Below are 25455 nucleotides of genomic sequence, written 5' to 3'. Positions count from 1 at the left end.
CAGCTTGATAACGGCTTGATTTTTAGGCCGATTCTGCCTGTCGCGCGGCGCCCCCACGCTCCCGGAACAGCTTCTCCTCCCAGGCCAGCGCGTGGTTCGCGATGGTCTCGAGATCGTCGTAGCGCGGGGTCCAGTCGAGCAGCGAGCGGATCCGGGTGGTGTCGGCCACCATGGTCATGATGTCGCCGGGCCGGCGCGCGGCATAGGCGACCGCGAAATTGCGCATCGAGACCCGGCGCACCGCCTCGATGGTCTCGAGCACGGAATAGCCGCGGCCGTAACCGCAGTTCATCGTGACCGATTGCCCGCCGGCGCGCAGATAGGACAGCGCCGAGCGATGCGCCTCGACGAGGTCGCTGACATGGATGAAGTCGCGCACGCAGCTGCCGTCCTGGGTCGGATAGTCGGTGCCGAACACGTCGATCTTGGCGCGCTGGCCGGTCGCGGCCTCGACCGCGATCTTGAGCAGATGGGTGGCGCCGATGGTGGCGAGACCGACGCGGCCCTTCGGGTCGGCCCCGGCGACATTGAAATAGCGCAGCACGACATAGCTCATGCCATGGGCGGAGGCGACATCGTGCAGCATGATCTCGGTCATCAGCTTCGACGAGCCGTAGGGCGATAGCGGACGCGTCGGCGCGATCTCCGGCACCGGCACCTGGTCCGGATTGCCGTAGACGGCCGCGGTCGAGGAGAAGATGAAGCGATTGACGCCGCCCTTCACCGCCGCGTTGAGCAGGCTGCGCGTCGTCATGGTGTTGTTGCGGTAGTAGCCGAGCGGATCGCGCATCGAGTCCGGCACCAAGACAGAACCTGCGAAATGGATGATGCTGTCGATGCCGTGCTGTGCGATCACGCCCTCGACAAGGTTCTCGTCGCCGGCGTCACCGATGAACAGCGGAACACCTTCGGGCAGGAACGCGGAGAAGCCGGTGGAAAGATTGTCGACGACGACGACGCTTTCGCCGGCATCGACCAGCGCATGAACCATGTGACTTCCGATATAGCCGGCACCGCCGGTCACAAGCACGGTCATGGATAGAGCTCTCCCGATATCTTTAACCGGCGATGCTAGCGGGAGTGCGGTGAAGAGGGGGTTTCGCCGCGGCCGAACTGGCCACTATGCTTAATGTTGCGTATAGGAACTGGCACGAAACGGAGACTTGCGTGCCGATCGAGAACACACCTGCCGGCGAGCTCGTGCTCATCGTGCCCAATCTGCACCGACGCTATTCGGGTGTCACTGCGACCAACCGCATGGTCGCGCCGAAGCTTGCCAAAATGTTTCGCGCAGGCTGGCTCGGCTCGCACCGGCCGGACGGCATCGACGCGATCGGATTTGTCGATCTGATGCGGCTGTGGCGGCGCGCCTCGCCGCTGATCTGGCATGCGCGGCGCAACGACGAGATGCTTGCCGGGCTTTTGCTGCGCGCGCTCGGCTGGCCGCTGAAGCTGCTGTTCACGTCTGCAGCGCAGCGTCATCACACCTGGCTGACGCGCTGGCTGATCCGCAACATGGACGCTATCATCGCCACCAGCCCGCTGTCGGCCTCCTATCTGAAGCGCGACGCCACCGTGGTGATGCATGGCGTCGACACCATCAGTTATGCGCCGCCGGCCGACCGTGCGAACGCCTTCGCGGAAAGCGGATTGCCGGGGCGCTATGCGATCGGCTGCTTCGGACGGGTGCGCGCGCAGAAGGGCAGCGACGTGTTCGTCGAGGCGATGTGCAGGCTGCTGCCGCGCTATCCCGATTTCACCGCCGTCATCGTCGGCGCGGTGGTGCCGGAGCAACTGGCCTTTGCCAATGAGCTGAAGCGGAAGATCGAGGCCGCCGGCCTGCAATCGCGCATCATCATCACCGGTGAATTGCCGATCGAGGATGTCGTGCGCTGGTATCAGCGGCTGACGATCTACGCCTTCACCTCGCGCAATGAAGGTTTTGGCCTGACCTTGATCGAGGCGATGTCGGCAGGCGCGGCGCTGGTCGCCGCGCGCGCCGGCGCTGCCGAGTTCGTGGTCGAGGACGGCACGACCGGCGTGCTGACGCCTACAGGCGATGCCGACGCGCTGGTGGCGGCACTCGAGCCCCTGATGCGCGATCCGGCCGCGGCCGCGGCGATGGGCGCGCGGGCACGCCAACGAGTTGTGGATAAGTTCAGCCTCGATGCGGAGGCGAACGCGATCGCCGCGGTCTATCGCACGCTGATCTGAGCCAACACGCGCTCGGCGATCCCGACGACATCTTCAGCCGCGATGTCGCGCATGCAGCGATGGTCGTTCATGGTGCAGACCGTGCGCTGGCACGGCTGGCACGGCAGCTTGCTCCTGGTCTGCTGCACGGTGGCGGCGAGGCCGTTGAGGGGCGCCCAGAGATAGGGATCGGTCGGGCCGAAGATGCCCATCGTCGGGGTGCCGATCGCGGCTGCGATGTGCATCAGCCCGGAGTCGTTGGTCACAGCGACGCTGGCTGCGGCCATCGCCAGCACGCCGTTGCGCAGATCGGTGCCGGTGAGATCGCGGACCCGCGGACCGCCGACAGCGGCGATCTCCTGCGCCAGCGCCTTCTCGCCGGGGCCGCCGACCACCCAGACGTCGAAGCCGTGTTCGACGAACAGCCGCGCGGCTTCAGGATAATAGGTCCAGCGTTTCGAGACCCCGACCGAGCCGGGTCCGAGTGCGATCGCCGGACCGGTGCCGAGGCCGTTGGCCTGCCGCCATCGGCCGACCTCGTCGGTGGGAACCCGCAGCTGCGGCACCGGCCATTCGGGCGGGCGCGGAGTGCCATCGGGCAGCGCCAGGATGGCGTTCTTGTCGATGAAGCGCGGCTGCTTCTTCTCGCCCCATCGCATCGCGTTGATCAGGCCGAACCGTGCCTCACCGAAGAAGCCGACCCGCTCCGGGATGCCCGCCAGGGCCGGCGCGATGGCAGCCTTCCAGGTGCGCGGCAGCACCAGCGCGGTGGCGTAATTCCGGGCGCGAAACTCGGCTGCCAGCGCCCGCTGTCGGGCCAGCGCCAGCCGGCTGCGCGGCAGGTCGAACACGACACCGGCGCGGACCCCGGGCATATAATCCACCAAAGGGGCGCAAAGCCGGCTGGTCAGGAGGTCGACCGGCCGGTTGGGCCAGCGCTTGCGGAGCACCCTGACCACGGTGTGGCCGCGCACGAAATCGCCGATCCAAACATAGGGCACGACGAGGATCGGTCTGGTATCCTCGGTATCCTGGGTTTCGATGTCAGATATTGAATCAATATTCATTTCTAAACAGGCCAAAGCCGGATCGGCGCGGCCAAGTCGGTAACCGGTTCGCGAAGTGAGGTAAAGCCGTCGTTGCCTGTGGCGCGGGAGTGGGGCAAAGCTGGCGGCTGCAAAGGAATCTGGCGGGATTTCATCATGTTTCTGGTAACCGGGGGCGCCGGTTTTATCGGATCGAACGTCGTGGCCGCGTTGAATGACGCCGGGCGCAGCGACGTGGCGGTCTGCGACCTTCTTGGGGACGACGGCAAGTGGCGGAACCTGGCCAAGCGCCAGATCGCCGATTTCGTGCCGCCGGCCGAGTTGATGGCTTGGCTGCAGGGCCGGCGGCTGGATGCCGTCCTCCATCTCGGTGCGATCTCGGAGACCACCGCGACCGACGGCGATCTGGTGATCGAGACCAATTTCCGTCTCTCGAAGCGGCTGCTCGATTGGTGCACCGCGACCGGAACCCCGCTGATCTATGCCTCTTCGGCCGCCACCTACGGCGACGGCGACCAGGGTTTTGACGACGACGGTTCCGTTGAGGCGCTCAAGCGGCTGCGGCCGATGAACCTGTATGGCTGGAGCAAGAACCTGTTCGATCTCGTCGTCGCCGAGCGCGCTGCGAAAGGCGAACCTCTGCCGCCGCAATGGGCGGGGCTGAAATTCTTCAACGTGTTCGGCCCGAATGAATATCACAAGGGCACGATGATGAGCGTGCTGGCGCGCCGCTTCGACGACATCAAAGCGGGCCGCGTCGTGCAGCTGTTCAAGTCGCATCGCGAGGGCATCGCCGATGGCGATCAGCGCCGCGACTTCATCTATGTCGACGACGTCGTGCGGGTGATGATGTGGCTGGTCGCGACGCCGCGGGTCTCCGGCCTCTTCAACGTCGGCACCGGCAAGGCGCGCAGCTTCAAGGACCTGATCGTCTCGGCCTACGGCGCGCTCGGCCTGCAGCCGAACATCCAGTATGTCGACATGCCCGAGCAGATTCGCGGCAGTTACCAATATTTCACCCAGAGCGTCGTCGATCGTCTCGGGCGCGCCGGATACAATGGCGGTTTTACGCAGTTGGAAGACGCGGTCGGAGCCTATGTGAACGGCTTTCTCGATCGCGCGGATCGCTATCGCTAGAGCGGATGACGGTGACTGATGTTCGATTTTGAAGCGATCTCGCGTGCAATGTCCGGCCAGACCGTGCTCTGCGTCGGCGACCTCATGCTCGACGAGTTCGTCTATGGCGAGGTGTCGCGGATCTCGCCGGAGGCGCCGGCGCCGGTGATCGCGGTCAGGCGCAGCGAAATCAATATCGGCGGCGCCGGCAACGTCGCGCGCAATATCGCCGCGCTTGGCGGCCGCTGCATCTTCGTCGGCCTGATCGGCGAGGATGCCGCCGGGACGGTGTTGACCGAGGCGCTGGCGAAAGAGGCGGGGATCGAAACCGTGCTGGTGCGCGACGCCGCGCGCCCGACCACGCGCAAGGTGCGCTTCGTCTCCGAACAGTTCTCGACCCACATGCTGCGCTCCGATTGGGAGCTGGCCGCGCCGGCCGCGCCCGCCATCGAGCAGCAGCTGATCGACGCGATCCTGCCGCGCCTTGCGCGCGCCGACATCGTGCTGCTGTCCGACTATGCCAAGGGCGTGCTGACCGCGCGCGTGATCCGCAACGTGATCGACGCCGCGCGCCAGGCGGGCAAGCGCGTGATCGTCGATCCGAAGAGCGCCAACCTCGCGATCTATCGCGGCGCGACCGTGTTGACGCCGAACCGCAAGGAATTCGCCGAGGCGACCCGCAGCCGTGCCGACAGCCAGGACAGCATCGCGCAGGCCGCGCCCGATGCGATGGTCCTCGCCGATTGCGAGGCGATGCTGGTGACGCAGGGCGAGCGCGGCATGACGCTGGTGACGCGGGACGGCGGTTCGATCCATGTGCCGGCGCTGCCGGTCAAGGTGCGCGATGTCTCCGGGGCCGGCGATACCGTCGCAGCTGCGCTGGCGCTGGCGCTGGCTGCTGGTGCCGACTGGGACGGCGCGCTGCGGATCGCGAGTGCCGCAGCCGCGGTCGCGGTCGGCAAGACCGGTACCGCGATCGTCAGATCCGCCGAGTTGCGGCGAAAGATTCTGCCGCACGCCTCGCTGGCGGCCGAGGAGAAGATCGTCCCGGCCGGCGGCGATATCGACGCCTATCTCGAGGAATGGCGCAGGCAGGATCTGCGGATCGGCTTCACCAATGGCTGTTTCGACATCCTGCATCCGGGCCACGTCAAGGTGCTGACGGCCGCGCGCGGCGCCTGTGATCGCCTGATCGTCGGATTGAACAGCGACGCCTCGGTGAAGCGGCTGAAGGGCGAGGGGCGTCCGGTGCAGAACGAGCGCGCCCGGGCCGAGGTGCTGGCTGCGCTGGAAGCCGTCGACCTCGTCGCAATCTTCGAGGAGGACACGCCGATCAACCTGATCACGAAGGTGCGGCCGAGCGTGCTGGTCAAGGGCGGCGACTATACCCGCGAGCAGGTGGTCGGCCACGAGATCGTCGAGGCCGCCGGCGGCGAGGTGGTGCTGGTCGAGATCCTGCAGGGCCACAGCACGACGTCGCTGGTTGCCCGGGCTCGCGAGGGCAAGGCGTGAGCGCGAGCATGGCATCCCCGGCAGGCGCCGCGGCGTGCCCGGCCTGGCGCGATCCGGCGCGCTGGCAGATCACGACCGACGTGGTCGCGGTCCTGATTGCGCTGTCGCTGCCGTGGTCAACCTCGCTGGTCGGCATCTTCGGCGTGGTGCTGCTGATCTCGATTGCGCCGACCGTCGACCTGCGGGCGTTCTGGACGCTGCTGAAGCGGCCGATCTGCGTGGCGCCGATCGCGCTGTTTTGCCTCGCGCTCGCCGGCACGCTCTGGTCGGACGCCGCCTGGGGCGCGAGATTGTACGCGGTCGGGCCGACCGCAAAGCTCTTGGTGCTTCCCGTGCTGCTCTATCACTTTCAGCGCTCGGCCCGCGGGACGTGGGTGTTCGTGGCTTTCCTCGTCTCCTGCACGCTGCTGATGTTGATGTCGTGGCTGGTGCTTGCCTTTCCCCATCTCGCGCTGAGGGCGCCGGCACCCGGCGAGCAGGGCGTCTTCGTCAAGAACTACATCGACCAGAGCCAGGAATTCACACTGTGCGCGGTCGCGCTGGCTTATCCGATCGTGATGCTGTTGCGGGCCAATCGCGTCCTGCCGGCCGTGTTGCTGACCGGGATCGCGCTCAGCCTGCTTGCCAACATGGCGTTCGTGGTGGTGTCGCGGACCGCGCTGGTGACCATTCCGATCATGTTCGCGGTGTTCGCCCTGCTCCATCTGCGCTGGCGCAGCATCGCCCTGATCCTGTGCGGGGCTGGCGCGTTGTTCGTGGCGGCGTGGTACGCCTCGCCGCAACTGCGCGCGACGGCCGATTCATTCCAGCGCGACTACAAGCTCTACATGGAGCGTAACGAGCCGACGTCGCTTGGTTTGCGGCTCGAATTCTGGCGCAAGTCGCTCGGCTTCTTTGCCGAGGCTCCGGTCATCGGCCACGGCACCGGCGCGACGCGGGGCCTGTTCGAGCGCGTCGCGGCCGGCGGCGTGAACCAGGCTTCCGCCGAAGTGATCGGAAACCCCCACAATCAAACGTTGAACGTCGCCGTGCAGTGGGGCATTGTGGGTGTAGCGATACTGTACGCGATGTGGCTGCTGCACCTGTTGCTGTTCCGCGGCGACGGCCTCGTCAACTGGATCGGGCTTCTCGTCGTGGTACAGAATATTTCAAGTTCGTTGTTTAATTCACACATCTTCGACTTTCATGAAGGCTGGATGTACGTGCTGGGCGTCGGCGTTGCGGGCGGTATGGCGTTGAAGGGGCGATTGGGGACGGATATGGAACCCGAGCCTCCGATCCGTCCATGATCGCTGGCAAGGGCTCCGCAGATACGCTACAGCCTGCCAATGTCTCGTCGCCAACTCCCAGTTGCCAGCAACCCGTCCGTTAGATGACGCGCCTTTCACAATTCCACCTGCGCAACTTCCTGATTCTGGCACATGACGCACTCGCGACGACGTTTGCGTTGCTGGCGAGCTTTTATCTGCGCTTCGAGGGCAGCCTGCTTACCGATCGGCTGCCGCATTTGCTGCGCATTCTGCCCTGGTTCGTGCTGTTCAGCGTCGTGGTCAGCTATTTCTCCAATCTGACCACGGCGAAATGGCGCTTCACCTCGCTGCCGGACGCGGTGAACATCCTGCGGGTCGCCGCGGTGCTGACGCTGGCACTGGTCGTGGTGGATTACGTCTACTTCTTCACCGGAGCGAATTCGCCAAGTCCGGTGTTCCTCGGCCGCGTCACGATCATCCTGTTCTTCTTCCTTGAGGTGTTCGCGCTGAGCGCGCTGCGCCTCGGCTATCGCTACTTCCGCTATTCGCGCACGCGACTTCATGCCCGATCCGACAATGCCGCGTCGGCGCTGCTGGTCGGACGCACGGCCGACGCGGAAGTCGTGCTGCGCGGCATCGAGAACGGGGCCATCAAGCGGCTCTGGCCGGTCGGCGTGCTCTCGCCGTCGGCCGCGGACCGCGGCCAGATGATCCGCAACATTCCCGTGGTCGGCGGCGTCGATGATATCGAAGCCGTGATTCGGGATTTTGAGAGCCGCCAGCGGCCGATCAAGCGCGTGATCATGACGCCCTCGGCGTTCGAGCCGGATGCGCATCCGGAAAGCGTGCTGATGCGCGCCAAGCGGCTCGGTCTGATGGTCAGCCGCCTGCCGTCGCTGGAGGGCGGCGATACGCCCCGGCTCACCAATGTCGCGGTCGAGGACCTGCTGCTGCGCCCGAGCCAGAAGATCGACTATGCGCGGCTCGAGACGCTGGTGAAGGGCAAGTCCGTCATCGTGACCGGCGGCGGCGGCTCGATCGGTGCGGAAATCTGCGAGAGGGTCGCGACCTTCGGCGCGGCGCGTCTTTTGGTCGTCGAGAACTCGGAGCCGGCGCTCTATGCCGTCACCGAGGCGCTGTCCGCGCGCGACAGCGGCCCCGAGATCGAGGGCCGGATCGCGGACATCAGGGATCGCGAGCGCATCACGCGCCTGATGAGCGAGTTCAAGCCCGACATCGTGTTCCATGCCGCGGCGCTCAAGCATGTGCCGATCCTGGAGCGCGACTGGAGCGAAGGGGTCAAGACCAACATCTTCGGGTCCGTGAACGTCGCCGACGCGGCGCGTGCCGCGGGCGCGAGCGCCATGGTGATGATCTCGACCGACAAGGCGATCGAGCCGGTGTCGATGCTGGGCCTGACCAAGCGGTTCGCCGAGATGTACTGTCAGGCGATGGATCATGACCTGATGGCCGAGGCCAGGGGCAAGTCGCACATGCGGCTGATCTCGGTGCGGTTCGGAAACGTGCTGGCGTCCAACGGATCCGTGGTGCCGAAGTTCAAGGCCCAGATCGAGGCCGGCGGACCGATCACGGTGACCCATCCGGACATGGTCCGTTATTTCATGACGATCCGCGAAGCCTGCGATCTCGTGATCACCGCCGCGACGCACGCCATGACACCGGCGCGACCTGACGTCTCGGTCTATGTGCTGAACATGGGGCAGCCGGTGAAGATCGTCGATCTCGCCGAGCGGATGATCCGCCTGTCGGGCCTGCAACCGGGCGCTGACGTCGAGATCGTGTTCAGCGGAATCCGTCCCGGCGAGCGGCTGAACGAGATCCTGTTCGCAAGCCAGGAGCCGACGCTCGAAATCGGCGTTGCCGGCGTCATGGCCGCCAAGCCGAACCAGCCTCCGATGTCGACGCTGCGCAAGTGGCTCGCGGCGCTGGAAGATGCGATCGAGAGGGATGACCGCGTGACCATCCGTGCCGTCCTTCAGGACGCCGTGCCCGAGTTCGGGTCGAATGCCGCCTGACCGCGCCGTCCTGCGGGTGATCAGGCAGGACCGTTTCGAAAGCCATTGATGCCAAGTTCTCGAAAAGTCGTGGTCGCCAGCCAGCATTATCCGCCGGACCACAGCACGACCGCCGCGATCATGTCCGCGATCGCCGAACGGATCGCGCAGGAGGCCGACGTGGTGGTGGTCTCCGGGATGCCGGGCTCGGCGCGGGCGCCGGCGCCGGGGCGACCCGTCGTCGTCGAGATCAGGAACTGGCTGCCGGGAAAAGCGGCGCTGATCAAGCGCGCGCTGGCCGAGGCGCTGTTCACCGCACGTATGTTCTTTGCGTTGTTGTCGCGGCTGCAGCGCGGCGACGTGGCGCTGACGGTGACCGCTCCCTTCGCGCTGCCTTATGCGGTTGCCGCCGCGGCGCGGCTGAAGGGGGCCAAGTCGGCGTTGATCTTGCACGATTTATTTCCGGATGTTCTCGTGATGGCCGGGCTGCTGCGGCCGTCCTCGCTGGTTGCGCGGGCGATGCGCGCGATCAACGCGCTGATGTTCCGTGCCTTGAACGCCGTCATCGTGATCGGCCGCGATGCCGAGAAGCTGCTGCTGCGCTATCGCGGAATGACACCGGACAAGATCAGGTTCATCCCGAACTGGGCCACGCTCGACCCCGGCAATCGTCCCGTCAGCCCCGATAATCCGTTTCGCAAGGCGATCGCCGCCCGCTTCGTCGTCGGCCTGTCCGGCAATCTCGGCTTCACCCACGATCCGGACATCGTCTTCGGGGCCGCGCGGCAGTTGCGTGACGAACGCGATATCCATTTCCTGCTGTCGGGATGGGGCATGGGCTTTGCGCGGCTGAAGGAGATGCAGGCCGAGGCGCAGCTCGCCAACGTCACACTGGTCGAGCGCGTCGCGGATGGCGAGCTCGACGCGCTGCTCTCCAGCGCGGACGTCTGGCTCATCCCCTATCGCAAGAACGTTGCCGGTGTATCGGTCCCGAGCCGGTTCTATAATCTGCTTGCAGCCGGCCGGCCCGTCATCCTGGTCTCCGAACCCGAAGCCGAGGCCGCGCTGACCGTCAGCGAGAATCGGCTGGGCTGGGTCGTCACGCCGGGACGGCCCGACCAACTCGCCGATGCGATCAGGATGGCGTCGCAATCGCAGGACGCCGCGATGGCCGAGCGCGCCGTGGCGACCGCGCGAACCTTCAGTCCCGAGCGGGCCCTGTCGAGCTACGCCGCGCTGGTTGCGGAGCTGTTATCCAATCACGATGTGGAGCGGACAGCATGAATGATCACCGCCCGACGGTTCTTGTGACGGGTGCGAGCGGCTTTGTCGGTCGCCACGTGGTGCCCGAGCTGGAGCAGAATGGCTGGTTGGTGCGGCGCGCGGTGCGCACCCCGCTGCAGGATGCAAACGACGTGGCGATCGGCTCGCTCAGTCCGGCCACCGATTGGCGCGCCGCGCTCGATGGGGTGGACGCCGTCGTTCATCTTGCGGCTCGCGTTCACCAGCAGTCCGATGAACAGGCGATCGAGCTCTACCGCAACGTCAATATCGAAGGCACGCTGCACCTGGCGCGTTCGGCGGTCGCGGCGGGCGTTCGGGATTTCATTTTTGTCAGCACGATCCTGGTGCATGGGCGCAGCAACTACGGCCGCCCGCCGTTTCGCGAGGACGATGTGCTGACACCTCGCGGTCTCTACGGAAACTCGAAGGCGGCCGCCGAGGTCGGTCTGAAGGGGATTGTGCCGGGCAGCGGCATGAGGGTGACCGTGATCAGGCCGCCGCTGATCTACGGCGCCGGTGCGAAAGGAAATTTCGCGCTGCTCAAGCGTGCGGTGATCAATCGCATGCCGCTTCCGCTCGCCTTTGTGAAGAATCGCCGCGCGTTCCTGTCCGCGGAAAATCTGGCGTCGTTCATTCTGTATCGGTTGTCGCGACCGGGAAATGATTTCGACGTGTTTCTGGTGGCCGACCGCGAGCAGGTCTCGACGCGGGAGTTCGTCGAGCGCCTTGCCCGCGCGGCAGAAACCTCGCCGCGTCTGTTCTGGCTGCCGTCGCCGCTCCTGAAAGTGTCGCTCACGGTGGGCGGCCGCAAGGAAGCCTATGACAGCCTGTTCGCCTCGCTTGAACTCGATCTGTCCAAGGTCGCGAGCACCGGATGGCAGCAGCCCATCAGCCTCGACGAGGGGCTGAGACGCGCGCTGAGTCGAACGGACATCTAGATCTTATTTTGACGCGTTTTCTTCACGCGGACCGGTATCAACTTCGCTGGAAAACGCTCTGGCCCGATCAGAACGATCGCGAGAACCGGCGCAGTTGCCAGGCGACGGCGAGCGCGCCGGCCAGCAGCAGGACGATGTCTGCTGCGAGGGAATTGAGGGCGACCGAGGCGAATGCGAGCAGCGCCAACACCACGTTGAGTGCAAAGACCTCGCCGACGACGCGCCACACCACAAATCCGTTGTCGGTCGCGCGCTGATAGAAGTGCGAGCGGTGCGCGGACCAGAACGGCTCGCGCCGCGCGATGCGGCAAAACAGCGTGACGGTCGCATCGGTCAAATAATACAGCGGCAGCAGCAGCGCGGCGGCGAATTGCTGATGCAGGGCAAGCTCGAGAAGGCACCAGCCCAGCAGCAAGCCGATCGGCAGGCTGCCGACATCGCCAAGGAATATCTTTGCCACCGGCCGGTTGAACGGCGCGAAGCCGAGCAACGCGCCGCACAGCGCTGCCGCGACCAGCGCGCAAGCCGCGGGCACATGGCCGAAGCTGCCGAGCAGGGCGACGGCCACCGTGATCGGCACGGCCTCGGCCGCCGTCATCAGGTCGAGCCCGTCCATGAAGTTGACGAGGTTCACGAACCAGAGGCCGGCGATCAGCAGCAGGCCGCGTTCGAGCCAGAGCGGGCAGGCCGGAACGAGCCTGAGATCGACCGGCGCAGCAAACACCACGGCCGCAACGGCGGCCGCCTGCAGCAACAGCCGCGGGACGACGGGTAGCGACCGGATGTCGTCGGCAAAGCCCACCACCGCGATGAACAGGCAGGCCGCGAACACCGTGATCGGTATCGTGAGGTCCGGCGATCCCGCTAGCACGATGACGATCCCGCCCGCCAGCAGCGTGGCTGCGACGACCGCGATGCCGGCGCCCTGCGGCGTTGGAATGCGGTGCGACGAGCGCGCATTCGGCTTCGCCAGTGCCACGCGCAGCAGCAGAGGCCGCGTTGCCCGGATCAGGACGGCCGAGATCGATGCGGCCAGCACCGCTGCGATCAATGACAGGAGGGTCTCGAAACTGCTCATTCTGGTCCGGTCACTGCGATCCCGGGACTCGCGATTGCGATCCCGGGACTTCGATCGGCTCGGCGCCCTTGGCGGCCTTTTCCGGGCTCAGGATCCACACCAGGCCGCCGAACACGCCGACCACGAACGACACCGCACCGAACAGCAGCGAGATGTTGACGCCTTCATTCGCAATCAGGCCGGCATAGCCGAAGGCGAGCGCCATCGTGGCCTCGCGCACGCCCCAGCCCGCGATCGAGATCGGCATCATCGTGATCAGCATGACCGGGGGCAACAATTGGAATATCTCGCCGAAGGTGACCGGAGCCGCGATCGACTTCACCACGCACCAGCCGATCACGACGGTCACCACGTGAATGGCGATCGAAAGGGTCGCGACCCGCAATCCGTGCTTGCGGCTGAACAACACCCGGTTCGCGATGACCGCGCAGGCGTGGATGTGGTGCGTTGCCCACCACTGCTTCAGCCACGGCCACGGCAACAGGCCGATCACGAGGAAACCAAATCCGGCCGCAAGCGCGGCGATGTCGAGCAGCAGCAACGCCATCCAGCCATGGGTATCGGAGATCAGCCGATAGCTCCAGGGCAGGGTGGCTGCGATGACGACGGCCAGGGCGATCAGTCCGACCGCGCGATCGACGAAGATCGAGTAGGTGGCTGCGCGCCAGCCCGCACCGGCGCGCGCGACGAGCCAAAGCCGCACGGCGTCGCCGCCGATCGAGGACGGCAGTGTCTGGTTGAAGAAGGTGCCGATCACGTTGAAGCGCATCGCCTGCGCGGTTTCCAGCGGCGCGCCGCACTCCACGCTGATCTCGCGCCAGCGCAGCACCCCGAGAAAGATCTGCAGGAAGGTGACCGCGATCGCGAGGCCGAGCCAGCCCAGGCTCTCGACCTGGATGCGGGAGGCGAGGTCATACAGGTTGACCTTGCGCAGCGAGAAATAGAGCAGCGCAGCCGAGATCAGGATCTTGACGGTCGAAAGCAGGATTCGGCGCATTTCCGTTCGCGCTGCCAGGTTTTCAGGATGTGTCAAAAACAGCGCAAAACGCTTTCGCGCGCCCAAATTCGCCGCCTTGGTATGGTTTCCGCACCGATCTGGCAATACCCGTACTGGTCCCTATTGCGGCAGGCGCGAAGGGGCGGCTAAAGATGCCGGGACGGGGAACGGCCAGCCGTTCGCCGGGAGTTTACGAGACCGGTAAGATCCGACCAGACGCGTGGGGGCGCGTGACTGCCCGGATCGTGCTTCCCAGGCAACAGGGCTGCCGGCCACGGCGGCACCGGGCCATTTTGGTGTGCCGTCCGCGGATGGATACGACAGGACTGGCACGACAGGACTTGAGGCATCGATGGATCGACGAATTATTCCCCTGATCATGTGCGGCGGCGCAGGCACGCGGCTCTGGCCGGCGTCACGCGAGGTGCATCCGAAGCAGTTCCTGTCCCTGTTCGGGGCGCGCTCGACCTTCCAGGAGACGCTGCTGCGGGTCTCCGACGCCGGCCTGTTCGAGCGGCCGATCGTGATCACCAACGAGGCCTATCGCTTCATGGTGCTGGAGCAGCTGGCCGAGATCGGCCGCGAGGCCGATGTGCTGCTGGAGCCGATGCGCCGTGACTCCGGGCCAGCGATCGCGGCCGGTGCGGCATTCGCGCAGAGCCGTGACAGCGAAGCGATCGTGCTGGCGCTCGCCGCCGACCATCTGGTGCGGGATACGCCGGCCTTCGTCGCCGCGTGCCGCGGCGGATTGGTGGCTGCCGAAGCCGGCCGCATCGTGACCTTCGGCGTCAAGCCGGAACGGCCCGCGACCGAATACGGCTATATCAGCCCGGGTGAGGTGGTCGCCGGCGAGGTGCGCGCGGTGGCAAAATTCGTCGAGAAGCCGGATGCCGCGACGGCGGCAGGCTATATCGATGCGGGCTATCTCTGGAACAGCGGCAACTTCATGTTCCGCGCCGGCGTGCTGCTCGACGAGTATCGCAACGTCGATGCCGACAGCATTGCGTCGGTGGAGCAGTCGGTTGCGTCGGCGACGCGCGATCTCGGCTTCGTCAAGCTCGATGCAGCGGCGTTCGGCGCCGCAAAGGCGATCTCGATCGATTATGCCGTGATGGAGAAGACCGCTCATGCCGCGGTGGTGCCGGTGGCGTGCGGCTGGTCCGACATCGGCTCGTGGCGCCAGGTCTGGGAGCTCTCCGACAAGGACAGCCTGGGCAACGCGGCGCGCGGCGCGGCCGTGTTCGAGGATTCCCGCAATTGCAACGTCTCGACCGACCGGGCGCTGGTTGCGCTCGAAGGCGTCGACGACCTCGTCGTGGTCGCGACCCAGGACGCCGTGCTGGTGTCACGCCAGAAGGACGCCAACGGGCTGAAGCGGCTGGTCGCGAAATTGAAAGTGGCGGCGCCCGAGGTGACCGAGAACCACATCAAGGTGCATCGCCCCTGGGGCTCCTACCAATCGGTCGACAATGGCGACCGCCACCAGGTCAAGCGCATCATCGTCAAGCCCGGCGGGCGGCTGTCCTTGCAGAAGCACCATCACCGCTCCGAGCACTGGATCGTGGTGCGCGGCACCGCGCAGGTCACCGTCAACGAGCTGATCAAGACGGTGCACGAGAACGAGTCGATCTATATCCCGATCGGCGCGGTGCACCGGCTGGAGAATCCCGGCAAGATCCAGCTCGAGCTGATCGAGGTGCAGACCGGCAGCTATCTCGGCGAGGACGACATCATCCGCATCGAGGACGACTACCGGCGCAGCTGAGGCGAGCCGGTTCCCGCGCCAATCGCCGGGCGCGGGACGATGTAACTCTTTGAATCAAAACGTGTCCGGATTTCGTCCTTGGCATTCGCCACATTTGTGACGCCGTGCTATAGCGGCTGCCAACGAAGCGGGGTGATTTGCGCCGGAGGCGCAGATCGGGACGAGGGGCCTTGGTCTGATTCCCTCGGAGCCTGGATGGCTCCCTGAGGAGCCGGGACAACCGCCAGAACGCTACTTGGGGTCTACGATATGAATGCAAAAGTGTCCGCAGCCGGCGCGAGGGCCGATATCGGCCGCGCATTGCGCGTCGGCGTGATCGGCGCCGGCGTGATGGGCAGCAACCATGCCCGCGTACTGGCCGGACTGCCCGGCGTCGTGCTGATCGGCATCGTCGATCCGCTGCCGGAGCACCGCGCACGCGCCATCGACCTGGTCGGTTGCCGCGCCTTCGAAAACCTCGATCAGCTGCTTGCCGAGGGCGTCGATGCGGTGACGATCGCGGCACCCACCCACCTGCATCACGAGATCGCGCTCGCCTGCATCGCGCACAACATCCACATCCTGGTCGAGAAGCCGGTCGCATCCACGGTCCAAGAGGGCCGCGAGATCGTCGCAGCCGCCGAGCGGGCCGGCGTTACGCTGATGGTCGGCCATGTCGAGCGCTTCAATCCGGCGGTCGCCGCGATCAAGCAGGCGATCTCGGGCGAGGATATCCTGTCGATCGGCATCACCCGGGTCGGCCCGTTCCCGCCGCGGATGTCCAATGTCGGCGTCGTGATCGACCTCGCCGTACACGACATCGACCTGATCCGCTGGTTCACCGAGTCCGACATCGTCGAGGTGCAGCCGCAGCTCTCGAGCGCGGTCGCCGAGCGCGAGGACATCGCGCTGCTGCAGTTCCGCACGGCGTCCGGCGTGCTCGCCCACATCAACACCAACTGGCTGACGCCGTTCAAGGCGCGCAACGTGACGGTCGCGACCCGCGGCAAATACGTGATGGGCGACCTGCTCACGCGCCAGGTCACCGAATGCTTCGGCTTCAAGCCGGATGGCAGCTATTCGATGCGCCATCTGCCGGTCGGGCACGACGAGCCGCTGCGCGCCGAGCTGATCGCCTTCCTCGATGCCGTGCGCAGCGGCAAGCTGCCGGCGGTGTCCGGCGACGAGGGCGTGGCGAGCCTCGAGATCGCGATCCGCTGCCTGGAATCGCCCGCCCGGCCCGCCGCATCGACGATGCGCAAGGGACCGCGCCGCATCGCCGGCTGATTGCCTCCACTGGCTGATTGTAATCCATTCAACACGTGCAAAGAGCTTCCATGAACCAGCATATGCAGCTTGAGCCCATTCCCTTCATCGATATCGCCGCGCAGCGCCGGCGGCTCGGCAAGTCGATCGATGACGCGGTCGCGCGCGTGCTCGACCATTGCCAGTTCATCAACGGCCCGGAAGTCATTGCGCTGGAGAAGGCGCTGGCGGACTATAGCGGCGCCAAGCATGTGGTGAGCTGTGCCAGCGGCACCGACGCGCTCCTGATGGTCCTGATGGCAAAGAATGTCGGGCCGGGCGATGCGGTGCTCTGCCCGACCTTCACGTTCTGCGCGACCGGCGAAGTCGTGACGCTGACCGGCGCGACACCGGTGTTCGTCGATGTCGATGAGGAGACCTTCAACATCGACGTCAATTCGCTGAAGCGCGGCATTGCGACGGCGCGCGCACGCGGGCTGAAGCCGGTTGCCGTGATCCCGGTCGATCTGTTCGGCCAGAGCGCCGATCACGACGCGATTGGCGCGGTCGCCGAGGCCGAGGGCCTGTTCGTGCTCGACGATGCCGCGCAGGGCTTTGGCGCAACCTACAAGAACCGCAAGCTCGGCACCTTCGGGCTCGCGACCGGAACCAGCTTCTTCCCGGCCAAGCCGCTCGGCTGCTTCGGCGATGGCGGCGCGATCTTCACCGACGACGAGGAACTCGCGCGCACGCTGCGCAGCATCCGCGTCCACGGCCAGGGCTCGGACAAGTACGACAACGTGCGGCTCGGCCTCACTGCGCGGCTCGACACCATGCAGGCGGCGATCCTGCTCGAGAAGCTGAAGATCTTCGACGACGAGATCGCCGCGCGCAACAAGGTGGCGGAACGCTATTCGCGGGCGCTCGGCAATCTCGTCGCGGTGCCGCGCGTGGCTCCCGGCTGCACCTCGGTGTGGGCGCAATACACCATCCGTCTGACCAACGGCATCGATCGTGACGCCTTCGCGGCCGCCTTGAAGGCGCAGGGCGTGCCGACCATGATCTACTATCCGAAGTCGGTCCACCAGCAGACGGCCTACAGCCACTATCCGGTTGCCGACGGTGGCCTGCCGGTCAGCGAGCGCCTGTCAAAGGACGTCATCGCCCTGCCGATGCACCCCTATCTCGACGAGGCGGCGCAGGACCGCGTCATCGCGGCTGTGCGCAGCGCTCTTTCTGCCTGATAGGTCATTTTGACGTAGGGTGATGATGCGCTAGAAGCAGCGCATGCTTGGGCGCATCTTCACTGTCGGCGGCTATACCCTGCTATCGCGGGTCACCGGGTTCGCGCGCGACATCATGCTCGCGGCGATCCTCGGCGCCGGGCCGGTCGCCGACGCCTTCTTCGTGGCGCTGCGGCTGCCCAATCATTTCCGCGCGATCTTTGCCGAAGGCGCCTTCAACGCCGCCTTCGTGCCGGCCTATGCCCATGTTCATGGCGAGCGCGGCGAGGCGTCGGCGCGGCTGTTCGCCGACCGCATCTTCACGCTGCTGTTCGCCTCGCAGGTGGTCCTGCTGGTGGTGGCGATGGCGTTCATGCCGCAGGCGATGAGCATTCTCGCGCCGGGCTTCACCGAGGACGCATCCCAGCGCAAGCTTGCGATCGAGCTGACGCGGATCACCTTTCCTTATCTCTTGCTGATCACGCTGGTGACGCTCTATGGCGGCATGCTCAACGTGATGCATCGCTTCGCCAGCGCCGCCGCGGCGCCGATCTTCCTCAACCTCGCCATGATGATGACGCTGGCGCTGGCGGCGTTCTTCCCGAGTGCCGGTCACGCCGCGGCCTGGGGCGTCCTGATCTCGGGCTTCCTGCAGTTCTTCCTGCTCGCCGGCGACCTCGGGCGCCACGGCGGCCTGCCGCGATTCGCGCCGCTGAGGCTCGACGAGGATGTCCGCGCCTTCTTCCGCGCGCTGGGACCGGCGACCTTGGGCTCGATGGGAACGCAGGTCGCGCTGTTCGCCGACACCATCATCGCGACCTTCCTGCCCGCCGGCGCGCTGTCGGCGTTGTATTATGCCGACCGCCTCAATCAACTGCCGATCGGCGTCATCGGGATCGCGATCGGCACCGTGCTGCTGCCGGAGATGTCGCGGCGCCTGACCGCCGACGATCACGCCGGCGCCATGGCCGCGCAGCGCCGCGCCTTTGATTTCACGCTGCTGTTCTCGGTGCCGTTCGTGGCGGCGTTCCTGACGGTGGCTGATCCGATCATGCGCGCGATGTTCGCCCGCGGCGCGTTCTCGAAGGCCGATGCCGCCAGCGCCGGCGCCACGCTTGCGGCCTATGCGGTTGGGCTGATTCCCTTCGTGATGATCCGCAGCGCGGTTGCGACTTTCTATGCCCGCAAGGATACCGCAACCCCTGTCAAGGCGGCGCTGACCGGGGTCGCGGTCAATGTCGCGCTGAAGATCGCGTTGGTCGGCTCACTGGCGCAGGTCGGGCTCGCGCTGGCGACCGCGGTCGGGGCCTGGGTCAATCTGCTGCTGGTGCTGCTGTTCGCCGTGCGCCGCGGCTACCTCGCGTTCGATCGCACACTGATCCGCTCGTTCGGCACTTTTGCACTGTGCGGGGTGCTGCTCGCGCTTGCGCTGTGGCTGACCTCGCATTTCGCCTATGTGTGGTTCGCGCCGATGCAGATCTTTCGCGATGAGATGATCCTGCTGTTGCTGATCACGGTCGGCGCCTTCGTCTACGCGCTGCTGATCCTCACGCTGTTCGGTCGTGGCTGGCTGTTCGCGCTGCGGCGCGTATAGTTTTACCTGTCAAATCAAATGCATAGGAGTTGGCCGTGGGATAGCGCCGCGTGCGGCGGAAAGCGGTTTGCGCTTCGCTGACAACCACGCCAATATGCGCGCAAACAACCAAGGAAATTGGAGAGACGATGGCAGCTCCCATCAAGTTCGGCGTCGGACAAAGTGTGCGGCGCAAGGAGGATGACGCTCTGATTCGCGGCAAGGGCCGCTATACCGACGACGTCGCCCCGTCTCCCGCATTGCACGCGCTGATGCTGCGCTCGCCGCATGCGCACGCGACCTACACGATCGATGCTGGCAAGGCCCGCGGCATGCCCGGCGTGGCGCTGATCCTGACCGCGGCCGATGTCGCCGAGCTCGGCGGCCTGCCGTGCCTGTTCAATCTCGAAACCGATCCGTTCACCGCACCGCCTTATCCGATCCTCGCCAAGGATGAGGTACGCCATGTCGGCGACGCGATCGCCTTCGTGGTCGCCGATACCGTCGATCACGCCCGCGACGCGATCGAGGCGATCGACGTCAAGTGGACGCCACTGCCGGCGGTGGCCGGCCTGATCAATGCGGTGAAGAAGGGCGCGCCGCAGGTGTGGCCGGACAAGCCCGGCAATCTGCTGTTCGACGTCTCGATCGGCGACAAGGGCGCCGCCGAGGCCGCGTTCGCCAAGGCGCATGCGGTGGCCGAGATCACCATCGTCAATCCGCGCGTCATCACCAATTTCATGGAGACCCGCGCCGCGGTCGCCGAATACGACGCCAGGAAGGATCACCTGACGCTGACGATCGGCAGCCAGGGCAGCCACCGTCTGCGCGAGATCCTCTGCGACATGATCCTGAAGATGCCGAAGGAGAACATGCGGGTGATCTGCCCGGATGTCGGCGGCGGCTTCGGCACCAAGCTGTTTCCTTATCGCGAATATGCGCTGATCTCGGTCGCGGCGCGCAAGCTCAAGAAGTCCGTCAAATGGACCGCCGAGCGCTCCGACCATTTCATGGGCGACGCGCAGGGCCGCGACAACCTCACCACCGCGAAGATGGCGCTCGCCGAGGACGGCAAATTCCTCGGCATGGATGTCGATCTGATGGGTGACATGGGTGCCTATCTCTCGACGTTCGCGCCCTACATTCCGCATGGCGGCGCCGGCATGCTGCCGGGTCTCTATGACATCAAGGCCTTCCACTGCCGCGTCCGCACCGTGTTCACCAACACGGTGCCGGTCGATGCCTATCGCGGCGCCGGCCGCCCGGAGGCCGCCTACGTGATCGAGCGGCTGGTCGATGCTGCTGCGCGAAAGCTCGGCATGACGCCGGATGCCATCCGGCGGAAGAATTTCATTCCGCCGAAGTCGCTGCCCTACACGACCGCAACCGGCAAGGTCTACGACTCCGGCGACTTCGTCGCGCATATGAAGCGCGCGATGGAGATCGCCAACTGGAAGGAGTTTCCGAAGCGCGCCAAGGCTGCCAAGAAGGACGGCCTGGTGCGGGGCATCGGCATGGCGAGCTATGTCGAGGTCTGCGGCACCATGGGCGAGGAGACCGCCAATGTGGCGCTCGATCCCAACGGCGACATCTCGATCCTGATCGGCACGCAGTCGAGCGGGCAGGGCCACCAGACCGCCTATGCGCAGATCGTCGCCGAGCAGTTCGGCGTACCGCCGGAGCGCGTCCATGTCCTGCAGGGCGACACCGACAAGATCGCGACCGGCCTCGGCACCGGCGGTTCGGCATCGATTCCGTCCGGCGGCGTCAGCGTGCAGCGGGCGACGCACGAGCTCGGCAACAAGCTGAAGGAGCTTGCGGCGCAGGCGCTGGAGGCCGGCGCCGGCGACCTCGAAATCGCCGACGGCCGCATCCGCATCGCCGGCACCGACCGCTCGGTCAGCTTTGCCGATCTCGCCAAGCGTCCCGGCGGCGATACGTCGAAGATGAACTCGAGCGCGACCTTCGCCAGCGCCGACGGCACCTATCCGAACGGCACGCATCTCGCCGAGGTCGAGATCGATCCCGCCACCGGCATCATCAAGATCGTCAGCTACGTCATCGTCGACGATTTCGGCGTCACGCTCAATCCGCTGATGCTCGCAGGCCAGGTTCATGGCGGCGCGATGCAGGGCATCGGGCAGGCGCTGATGGAGCAGGCGGTCTACAGCCCAACCGACGGTCAGCTCGTCACCGGCACCTTCATGGACTATGCGATGCCGCGCGCCGCCGACGGGCCGTCCTTCGTGTTCGAGACCCACAACGTGCCGTGCACGACCAACCCGCTTGGCGTCAAGGGCGCAGGCGAGGCCGGCGCGATCGGCTCGTGCCCGGCGGTCGTCAACGCGATCGTCGAGGGGCTGCATCGCGAGTTCGGGATCGACCATATCGACATGCCGGCCACGCCGGAGCGGGTCTGGATCGCGATCCGCGAGGCGCAGCGCCGCCATAATCTCTGATAAATTGTCGCAGGCGGAATGAAGATTCCGCCTGCGGTGTTTGCAAACCAGGCCGGCCGCGTACCTGCGGACCGGGACAGAGCAGGATTGAGGGGTTTTGCCGATGAAGCGGATTGTCGTCGTTGCAGCGATGCTTGCGTTGAGTGCGGGTGCGGTCGTGGCCGACCAGAATCAGGTCAAGCAGACCCAGGCCCAGATGAAGGAAACCGGCAAGAACGCCGGTGCGCTCGGCGCCATCATCAAGGGCGAGAAGCCCTACGACCAGGCAACGGTCGAGGCCGCGCTGGCGAAGTTCGAGGACACCGCCAAGAAGCTGCCGACGCTGTTCCCTGAAAGCAGCAAGGGCCTCAAGACGGAAGGCGATTACTCCGCCGGGCCCAAGATCTGGGAAGACAAGGCCGGCTTCGAGCAGCACATCGCGAGCTTTGCCAAATCCGTCGCTGACGCCAAGGGCAAGATCAAGGATGTCGACACGCTGAAGGCCGAGCTGACCGTGATCGGCAAGCAGTGCGGCGGCTGCCACGAGACCTATCGCCTCAAGAAGGGCTGATCGCCATTCGGTCGATCAAAGGGCGGATGCCGTGAAGCATCCGCCCTTTGTTGTGTCGGCCGTTTCTTGTTGAAGTTTACTTCGTGAGGTCTACTTCGTCACTTGGCCGCGGATCTCACCGCCCGGGTTGGCTGCGGTGTGGACGTTGACATAGTACTTGCCGGCGAGAAGATCGGCGGCCTGCGCGTCGGTCAACGTCGCGCTGCCCTCGACCGGGCTCGACGTCGCGTTCGGGATGGCAACCGCGACACCGGAATTCTTGCCGGCCTCGGCGGGGCCGTGGAAATGCGCGGCGGTCGCCGGGCCCGAGAGGCCGGAATAGGTCAGCTTCCAGCTGAGCTTCTTGGTGGCCGCGTCGTAGTCGATGTCGGCGGTGCCGGTGCCGGCGCTGGTGGTCGCAGGCACTTCGGACTTGCCGTCCAATTTGGCCTGCAGCTTCTCGGCAAAGGCCGGACCGGCGAGCGCGATTGCGGCGCCCAATATTAGTGTGGCAAGCAAGGTCTTGTTTGGCATGGTTCTCTCCCCTTTGACGTCACACGATGGTTGCAAATCTTCAAACCGCGGCTCTCCGGATTTATTCCCAAAATGATCGTGAGTGCGGCAAATTTGATGCGAGCTTGTGCGATCGGTTGCCATCATACTGGTTGATGAACTGACGCGACCAATGACGGATCGGTGAATGTTGCGACGAATTCTCCTCCTGGCCGCTTTGGCCGGCTTGATCGGCTTCGGTGTGTTCTGGTGGCTGACGATCCCCGCGACCGTTGCCGCGAGCGCGCTGCCCGCCTACCAGCCCAATCTGGCCAACGGGCTCACAACGTTCAATGCGGGAGGATGTTCCTCCTGCCATGCGGTGCCGAAGCAGGACGATCGCACCAGGCTCGGCGGCGGCCTCGCGATACCGTCGCCGTTCGGTACCTTCTATGCGCCGAACATCTCGCCCGACCCGAACGACGGCATCGGCCGCTGGAGCGAGGCTGATTTCGTCACCGCGGTCATGAAGGGCACCTCGCCGTCGGGGACGCACTATTTTCCGGCGTTTCCCTACACATCCTATCAGCACGCCAGGCTCAATGACGTGCGCGACCTGTTCGCCTATCTGAGGACCTTGCCGCCGGTCGCCGGCAAGGTGCGCGACCACGATCTGCCGTTTCCCTTCAACATCCGGCGCAATGTCGGTGTCTGGAAATTCCTGTTCATGGACGGCAAGCCGTTCGTCGCGGATGCGAGCCGCTCGGCGCATTGGTATCGCGGCGCCTATCTCGTCAACAGCTTCGGCCATTGCGCCGAGTGTCACAGCCCGCGCAATTTGCTCGGCGGCATCATCACTTCGCAGCGCTTCGCCGGTGGCCCGAATCCCGAAGGCGAAGGCTGGGTGCCCAACATCACGCCGCGGGGGATCGCCGACTGGAGCGCGAAGGATATCGCCTATTTCCTCGAGAGCGGACAGACGCCGGACGGCGACAGCGCCGGCGGATCGATGGTGCGCGTGATCCGCAACACCTCGCAGCTCTCGCCGACCGATCGCGACGCGATCGCCGAATACATCAAGTCGCTGCCGCCGGTCGAGGGACCGCCGAAGCCGGTGAAGAAGGAGAAGGAGTCGTAGTCCTGCGCCTCGGCTCCTCATGGTGAGGAGCATGGAGCGTGCGTCTCGAACCATGAGGCCCAGGTCTATGGCCTGCATCCTTCGAGACGCCCGCCATGCGGGCTCCTCCAGCGACAAAGGCGAAACCTTTGCGCGGGGATGACGGGTGATTGCTCAGCTTGCTCAGTGTCATCACCCGCGCATGCGGGTGATCCAGTATTCCAGAGAGCGCAGTGCTAGAGCCGAGAGGCTGCGGTGTACTGGATCGCCCGGTCCATGTGCGCAATTGCGCACAGCCGGGCGATGACAGCGGTGGACGAGGATATAGCCTCACATCCTCTCAGGTTGAGGAGTTTACAGCACGCTTGTGTTGGGGCGTCCTACTTCGCGCCGAACGCCTTGAAGGTGATGATGGTGAGGGTGTCCTGGATGCCCGGGATCACCTGAACCTTCTCGTTGATGAAATGGCCGATGTCGGTGTCGTGGTCGACGTAGAACTTGACCAGCAGATCGTAATTGCCCGCGGTGGAATAGATCTCGGACGCAATCTCGGCTTCCGCCAGCGCGTTGGCGACGGTGTAGGACTGGCCGAGCTTGCATTTGATCTGGACGAAGAAAGGAACCATCAAAGTCGTCTCCGGGGATTTCCGCGACTATAGGCCAAAAACCGGCCGCCAAGGCAAGGGGGCAAGGCAACGGGGCAACAAGGCCAACTCGCGGTAAAGTCAGCCGAACTTGCTGCCGATGGGCGGCCGGGCTAGGACAGGCCATGAGCTTGTTCGTCATGATCTCATTCGTCCCAACCGCCGGTACCGCGCAATGACGCCGGTTGCGCTCACTATTGCCGGTTCGGATTCCTCGGGCGGGGCGGGCATCCAGGCCGACCTCAAGAGCTTTGCCGCGTTCGGGGTGTACGGCGCCTCCGCGATCACGGCGTTGACGGCGCAGAACACCACGGGGGTCAGCGGCATCCATCCGGTGCCCGCTTCGTTCGTCACGGCGCAGATCGATGCGGTGTTCTCCGACCTCGAAATCGGCGCGGTCAAGATCGGCATGGTGGCGCAGGTCGAGACCATCGCGGCGATTGCCGACGGGCTGAAGCGCTGGGCGCCGCGGCATGTCGTGCTGGATCCGGTGATGGTCGCAACCTCGGGCGATCGGCTGCTGGCGGCCGAGGCGGTCGATGCGCTGAAGACCATGCTATTTCCGCTGGCCTCGCTGATCACGCCGAACCTGCCGGAAGCGGCGGCGCTGCTGAACGAGCCGGTCGCCTCGAACGAGGCCGACGTCGAGCGACAGGGCAGGCAATTGCTGGCGATGGGATGTCGCGCGGTGCTGGTCAAGGGCGGCCATGGGCACGGCGCGGAGAGCATCGACTATCTGATCGATGGCGAGCAAAGCATCGCGCTCGCGGCGCCGCGCATCGCAACCGCCAACACGCACGGCACTGGCTGCTCGCTGTCATCGGCGATCGCCGCCGGACTGGCGAAAGGCGAGGCGATGGAGACCGCCGTGCGCAACGGCAAGGCCTGGATCACGGATGCGATCGCCGCCGCCGATCGCTTCGCCGTCGGCCACGGCCACGGGCCGGTGCACCACTTCCACAAATATTACTGACGCTCTTGTAGCCCGGCTGAAGTTTGT

21 protein-coding genes are annotated in these 25455 nt (G+C 65.5%); 15 read left to right on the top strand and 6 right to left on the bottom strand.

Going from position 1 to position 25455, the window contains the following annotated elements:
* Positions 1-22: 22 nt before the first annotated feature.
* Positions 23-1036 (bottom strand): UDP-glucose 4-epimerase GalE, encoded by a 1014-nt coding sequence (galE, locus tag AAFG13_RS11800; RefSeq protein ID WP_342712078.1) that lies wholly within the window; start codon positions 1034-1036, stop codon positions 23-25.
* Between the two features lie 137 nt (positions 1037-1173).
* On the opposite strand from galE, the gene AAFG13_RS11795 reads away from it, so the two are divergent.
* The gene (locus tag AAFG13_RS11795; protein ID WP_212310757.1) at positions 1174-2214 is read left to right on the top strand and encodes a glycosyltransferase family 4 protein; all 1041 of its coding nucleotides are present in this window, start codon (positions 1174-1176) and stop codon (positions 2212-2214) included.
* Here the strand turns inward: AAFG13_RS11795 and waaF are convergent.
* Positions 2196-3260 carry a lipopolysaccharide heptosyltransferase II gene (waaF, locus tag AAFG13_RS11790; protein WP_342712077.1) on the bottom strand — a complete coding sequence of 355 codons (1065 nt, stop codon included), beginning with the start codon at positions 3258-3260 and terminating at the stop codon, positions 2196-2198. The genes AAFG13_RS11795 and waaF overlap by 19 nt on opposite strands.
* Positions 3261-3395: 135 nt before the next feature.
* Between waaF and rfaD the strand changes: the two genes are divergently transcribed.
* The 6 genes from rfaD (at position 3396) to AAFG13_RS11760 (ending at position 11354) form a co-directional block, all read left to right on the top strand.
* Positions 3396-4376 carry an ADP-glyceromanno-heptose 6-epimerase gene (rfaD, locus tag AAFG13_RS11785; RefSeq protein WP_212310127.1) on the top strand — a complete coding sequence of 327 codons (981 nt, stop codon included), beginning with the start codon at positions 3396-3398 and terminating at the stop codon, positions 4374-4376.
* A gap of 18 nt (positions 4377-4394) precedes the next feature.
* A complete protein-coding gene (gene rfaE1, locus AAFG13_RS11780; RefSeq protein ID WP_342712076.1) occupies positions 4395-5867 on the top strand; it encodes a D-glycero-beta-D-manno-heptose-7-phosphate kinase in 1473 nt (490 codons plus the stop codon).
* Between the two features lie 8 nt (positions 5868-5875).
* Positions 5876-7156 carry an O-antigen ligase family protein gene (locus tag AAFG13_RS11775; protein WP_342712075.1) on the top strand — a complete coding sequence of 427 codons (1281 nt, stop codon included), beginning with the start codon at positions 5876-5878 and terminating at the stop codon, positions 7154-7156.
* A gap of 83 nt (positions 7157-7239) precedes the next feature.
* Positions 7240-9153, top strand: a complete 1914-nt coding sequence (locus AAFG13_RS11770) for a nucleoside-diphosphate sugar epimerase/dehydratase (protein WP_212310124.1) — start codon at positions 7240-7242, stop codon at positions 9151-9153.
* 48 nt (positions 9154-9201) lie between these two features.
* A complete protein-coding gene (locus tag AAFG13_RS11765) occupies positions 9202-10416 on the top strand; it encodes a glycosyltransferase family 4 protein (protein WP_342712074.1) in 1215 nt (404 codons plus the stop codon).
* Positions 10413-11354, top strand: a complete 942-nt coding sequence (locus AAFG13_RS11760) for an NAD-dependent epimerase/dehydratase family protein (protein WP_212310122.1) — start codon at positions 10413-10415, stop codon at positions 11352-11354. Before AAFG13_RS11765 ends, AAFG13_RS11760 begins: the two co-directional genes overlap by 4 nt.
* Before the next feature lie 67 nt (positions 11355-11421).
* Here the strand turns inward: AAFG13_RS11760 and AAFG13_RS11755 are convergent, their stop codons facing one another.
* Together AAFG13_RS11755 and AAFG13_RS11750 are read right to left on the bottom strand one after the other, a co-directional pair.
* Positions 11422-12432, bottom strand: coding sequence for a glycosyl transferase (locus AAFG13_RS11755; protein ID WP_212310121.1), 1011 nt, complete (start codon positions 12430-12432; stop codon positions 11422-11424).
* A gap of 10 nt (positions 12433-12442) precedes the next feature.
* On the bottom strand, positions 12443-13429 hold the full coding sequence (locus tag AAFG13_RS11750) for a lysylphosphatidylglycerol synthase transmembrane domain-containing protein (protein WP_212310120.1): 987 nt from the start codon (positions 13427-13429) through the stop codon (positions 12443-12445).
* 352 nt (positions 13430-13781) lie between these two features.
* Between AAFG13_RS11750 and AAFG13_RS11745 the strand changes: the two genes are divergently transcribed.
* The 6 genes from AAFG13_RS11745 (at position 13782) to AAFG13_RS11720 (ending at position 22223) form a co-directional block, all read left to right on the top strand.
* Positions 13782-15194, top strand: a complete 1413-nt coding sequence (locus AAFG13_RS11745) for a mannose-1-phosphate guanylyltransferase/mannose-6-phosphate isomerase (RefSeq protein WP_229168856.1) — start codon at positions 13782-13784, stop codon at positions 15192-15194.
* Between the two features lie 249 nt (positions 15195-15443).
* A complete protein-coding gene (locus AAFG13_RS11740) occupies positions 15444-16460 on the top strand; it encodes a Gfo/Idh/MocA family oxidoreductase (protein ID WP_212310118.1) in 1017 nt (338 codons plus the stop codon).
* Between the two features lie 50 nt (positions 16461-16510).
* Positions 16511-17662: a DegT/DnrJ/EryC1/StrS family aminotransferase gene (locus tag AAFG13_RS11735; RefSeq protein WP_212310117.1), complete on the top strand. Its 1152-nt coding sequence runs from the start codon at positions 16511-16513 to the stop codon at positions 17660-17662.
* A gap of 43 nt (positions 17663-17705) precedes the next feature.
* Positions 17706-19235, top strand: a complete 1530-nt coding sequence (gene murJ, locus AAFG13_RS11730) for a murein biosynthesis integral membrane protein MurJ (protein ID WP_342712073.1) — start codon at positions 17706-17708, stop codon at positions 19233-19235.
* 128 nt (positions 19236-19363) lie between these two features.
* Positions 19364-21673, top strand: a complete 2310-nt coding sequence (locus AAFG13_RS11725) for a xanthine dehydrogenase family protein molybdopterin-binding subunit (protein WP_212310115.1) — start codon at positions 19364-19366, stop codon at positions 21671-21673.
* Positions 21674-21776: 103 nt separating this feature from the next.
* The gene (locus AAFG13_RS11720) at positions 21777-22223 is read left to right on the top strand and encodes a cytochrome c (protein ID WP_342712072.1); all 447 of its coding nucleotides are present in this window, start codon (positions 21777-21779) and stop codon (positions 22221-22223) included.
* A 90-nt stretch (positions 22224-22313) separates the two neighbouring features.
* Here the strand turns inward: AAFG13_RS11720 and AAFG13_RS11715 are convergent, their stop codons facing one another.
* Positions 22314-22736 (bottom strand): CHRD domain-containing protein, encoded by a 423-nt coding sequence (locus tag AAFG13_RS11715; RefSeq protein ID WP_342712071.1) that lies wholly within the window; start codon positions 22734-22736, stop codon positions 22314-22316.
* Between the two features lie 166 nt (positions 22737-22902).
* Here AAFG13_RS11715 and AAFG13_RS11710 point away from each other — a divergent pair, with 166 nt between their 5' ends.
* On the top strand, positions 22903-23832 hold the full coding sequence (locus AAFG13_RS11710; protein ID WP_212310113.1) for a cytochrome c: 930 nt from the start codon (positions 22903-22905) through the stop codon (positions 23830-23832).
* 359 nt (positions 23833-24191) lie between these two features.
* Here AAFG13_RS11710 and AAFG13_RS11705 read toward each other — a convergent pair whose 3' ends face one another.
* Entirely contained in the window at positions 24192-24437 is a 246-nt protein-coding gene (locus tag AAFG13_RS11705) for an Lrp/AsnC ligand binding domain-containing protein (protein WP_016845986.1), read from the bottom strand.
* A 193-nt stretch (positions 24438-24630) separates the two neighbouring features.
* On the opposite strand from AAFG13_RS11705, the gene thiD reads away from it, so the two are divergent.
* A complete protein-coding gene (gene thiD / locus AAFG13_RS11700; protein ID WP_212310112.1) occupies positions 24631-25428 on the top strand; it encodes a bifunctional hydroxymethylpyrimidine kinase/phosphomethylpyrimidine kinase in 798 nt (265 codons plus the stop codon).
* The last annotated feature ends 27 nt before the right edge of the window (positions 25429-25455 follow it).

This window comes from Bradyrhizobium sp. B124 (assembly GCF_038967635.1).
In the GTDB taxonomy this organism is placed as follows: Bacteria; Pseudomonadota; Alphaproteobacteria; order Rhizobiales; family Xanthobacteraceae; genus Bradyrhizobium.
The sequence above is the reverse complement of the archived record's forward strand: the minus strand, read 5'-3'. Positions and strand labels throughout refer to the sequence as shown.